Origin of the sequence: Methanosarcina spelaei (assembly GCF_002287235.1) — an archaeon.
GTDB classification, from domain to species: domain Archaea; phylum Halobacteriota; class Methanosarcinia; order Methanosarcinales; family Methanosarcinaceae; genus Methanosarcina; species Methanosarcina spelaei.
Window position 1 is genome coordinate 1 of record NZ_LMVP01000180.1, and the last position, 3404, is coordinate 3404.

3 protein-coding genes are annotated in these 3404 nt (G+C 37.7%); all 3 read right to left on the reverse strand.

The genetic code is table 11. The features are described 5' to 3' along the window. Window positions 1–88: 88 nt before the first annotated feature. Window positions 89–1573 (reverse strand): group II intron reverse transcriptase/maturase, encoded by a 1485-nt coding sequence (gene ltrA / locus ASJ81_RS10255; RefSeq protein ID WP_095644378.1) that lies wholly within the window; start codon window positions 1571–1573, stop codon window positions 89–91. Between the two features lie 585 nt (window positions 1574–2158). Then, the gene (gene istB, locus ASJ81_RS10260; protein WP_095644379.1) at window positions 2159–2932 is read right to left on the reverse strand and encodes an IS21-like element helper ATPase IstB; all 774 of its coding nucleotides are present in this window, start codon (window positions 2930–2932) and stop codon (window positions 2159–2161) included. Further along, the coding region (locus ASJ81_RS10265; protein ID WP_449288771.1) for a Mu transposase domain-containing protein at window positions 2929–3404 on the reverse strand (476 nt) is incomplete at its 5' end. The genes istB and ASJ81_RS10265, both read right to left, overlap by 4 nt.

The window sequence follows — 3404 nt, forward strand, 5'->3', positions numbered from 1 at the left end:
CAAAATATGATAAGGGAAAATGGAAAAACTATTATATTTTTTATGCGGTTGAAAATCCCTTAAATTTGAAGAGGATACGTTTTTTTTTTTAGATGGCACTACTTTTTTTTCTTGTGAACCTTAATTTATTTTGGCGTTCATGGAAATAATCGTAGTCAAGAAATGGATTCATTTGCAATTTTAAAGGACTGTGTCTTTGGATTTTAGTATCAGATAAAAACAGTAGTTTATTGATCTCGGTTTGGAAATTCCAATGTCGGGTAGTGTTTTTCTTCCAATATTTGTCAACAATCCATTTTTTGGATTTGTTATGATGTCTTCTTTTAGCCCATTTCCATAGCATTGTCCAGAGTATATGGTCAAGTTTATGGAAAGTTTCAGAGGAGACAACCGATTGATGATAGTTAGTCCAACCTCTTATTATGGGATTTAATTTGGTGATTAGACGTTCCTGAGACCAGCTTTTTCCAATTTTTATGGTTTGGCTTATCTTCTCAACAAACTTTTTTATGGATTCTTTGGAAGGTTTAATCAACAATTTGCCACGATATTTACGGAAGTTCCAACCAAGGAAATTAAAGCCTTCAGTAATGTTAGTTATCAGGGTTTTATCATCAGAAAGTTCAAGACCTCTTTCCTTGAGAAAAGTCTTTAGTAGAGCTTTTATTTCCTGAGCAATTTTTTCTGAGTCCGCGGTAACTACAAAGTCATCGGCGTATCTTACAAAATTTACTTTACAGTAATTGTTACCTCGTTTAGGGTATTCTTCCATAAGTAATTTTTCGATTCCGTCCAATGCCATATTTGCCAGGATGGGAGAAATAATCCCACCTTGGGGAGTACCTGCTGTAGTTGGATTCAGATGGCGTTTGTATACGAAACCTGCTTTGAGAAATTGAGCAAGTATTGACTTATCCATAGGAATGTTATTGAGTAGCCACTGATGATTTATATGATCGAAACATCCTTTTATATCACCTTCCAGTATCCATCGAGCTGATGTACTTCGACTTAAGCAGCGAAAGATCTGCTCACATGAGTCTTTTGCTCCACGGAATTTTCTGAAACCAAAAGATCGAGAGTCAGAGGTTAATTCAGCTATGGGCTCAAGAGCTAAGGCATATAAACATTGCATAGCTCGATCATACATGGTAGGGATTCCTAAAGGACGTTTCTTTTTCTTACCAGGTTTATTAATGAAGACTCTTTTTAGAGGTTGAGCTTTGTATCTGGTACTAGATAGACTGAGAGAAGCTAGTATTTTGGATTCTGAAGTTAGCCATTTGATATTGTCGATCCCAGCTGTTCTTTTTCCTTTATTTTGAGTTATTTTCCTAACTGCCAAAAGTTTGGCATGGTAAGAATGGGTCAGCAAATATTCCAGACGCTTGACTTTATGCCACTTATTTTGTTTGACTGCTTTTGTAATCCTGACTTGCAACTTATTAACGCTCATCTCTACTGTATGCCAGTTAATATTTTCCCATTTTTGATTGAGATGAGTATTTGTAAGACTCTTATCTTTTGCAGATACCGTTGAATGACTTACATTCATAAGCTTGCCTTCATTCATACAATAGAACATCACATAGGCAAGTCTGCACCCTTTCAGGTTAGAGCAAAGTTAGAACTCCTATTCAATCCATTACAGATTGACATTCGCTTTTTGCCTGATCCTCTACCCTCTATACCTTTGATTCCCTTCACAGGGTCTCTACCTTCTTCTTTTTTTTTTTGGATAAGAAGGAGCATATAGGGCTTACCAAGTTCAATACTATAAATAGTTATGAATGCCTTAGAAGCTGCCTATAGACCGGAAAGCTTCTGTCCATTTGCTGTACCGTATATCGAGCCGTTACAGCCCGCTTTCGTACCTTTTGGTTCAAGCGTTTCAGTCTATTTCGCTTGCTAAACTTTACGACCCTTACAGCGGTTCAACATGTGTTTCTTCATAGCATTCTTATCCTAGCAGATGGTCCGAATTAGACTATCAGATTTCTCCACATTGTCATATGAGCTTAGCACACCAGTATTACTACCGATGCACCTCATAATAGGATCACTCCAAATGGAAAGAGTGGCACGAGGGCAATTTATAGTATGGCTTCTTGTCGCACCGATATAAAGTTTACTCAATTTTTCATAAACTCATTAGAAATTACTGGTAAATATTTCCTGTTTTTATTCCCTGTTTTTTTCTCTCTTTCAGTCTGTAACTTTCCCCTTTGATGTTAATTGTAGTACAATGATGGAGAATCCTATCAAGTACAGCAGCCGCTATTACATGGTCCTTGAATATCTCTCCCCACTCTCCATATGACTTATTTGATGTAAAGATGGTCGAACTCTTTTCATAACGTCTGGAGATCAGCTGAAACAAACAGTGAGCTCCTTCTTCATCAAATGGGAGATAACCCATTTCATCAATGATCAGCACTTTAAACTTCATCAAGCCTTTGAGCTTTTTCTCAAGTATTCCTTCCCGATTTGCTAGTTTCAACCTCTCGATAAGGTTTCCTGAATTAGTAAAGTAAACAGAAATCCCTGCTTTTGCTACTTCAATCCCAAGAGCAATTGCAAGATGAGACTTTCCAACTCCAGGGGGACCAAGCAAAACAACATTCTCTGCATTATGAACAAATCTCAACGTTGCAAGGTCTTCTATGACTTTTTTATCAATAGATGACTGAAACTCAAAATCGAATTCTTCAAGCGTCTTTTTCACGGGAAATGCTGCACTTTTCATCCTTCTCTCAACTGCAACAGCTTCCCTGTGTTTCTTTTCCTGTTCAAACAGATAATCAAGGACTTCCATTGTTGTCTTGCTGTCTCTTGCAGCAATTTCAAGGTAGTTGTCCAGAAGCTCTTCAATAGTATTCAGTTTGAGGTAGTGCAGGTTACTATGAAGTCTCTCATAGCTGAAGTTGTTCATTTAAAATCACCTTCACTGAATGTATCATAGATATCAAGAGACCTTTTTTCAACTTCAGGACCTGAGAACTTCAACGGAATCTGTAAGTCTTTCTTGCATTTTGAATTTTCTTTAAGAATCTCACTCAGTAGACCCTGGAAATGTTCCTTTTTCCTGGCAACTCTGCAGTTACCTGGAAGAATTTCATGTTCACAGACCTTTTCATAATCAACATAGACCTCGAATTTTCCTTCGAAGATCTGAAGCTCTGCAGTTCTTCCTGCAAACCTGTACGGAACAGAATACTTATTTCCAAGGAATGAAATATAACAGTCTCTGGAGATCTTTCTGGTCTCCTTATGGACAACTTTGTAAGGAGGAACCTGACCCAGAGGGTTCAGGTTTTCCTCCTTAAAGCGTTCAAGAGGGATTTGATATGTTGTTCCGTGGACAGTTGAATTTACCCTTTCCAACCACCTGTTAACTTGGGCCA

Coding starts and splice junctions, on each gene's coding strand:
- ltrA (WP_095644378.1), bottom strand. CDS start 1,573: ATGAATGAAGGCAAGCTTATGAATGTAAGTCATTCAACGGTATCTGCA.
- istB (WP_095644379.1), bottom strand. CDS start 2,932: ATGAACAACTTCAGCTATGAGAGACTTCATAGTAACCTGCACTACCTC.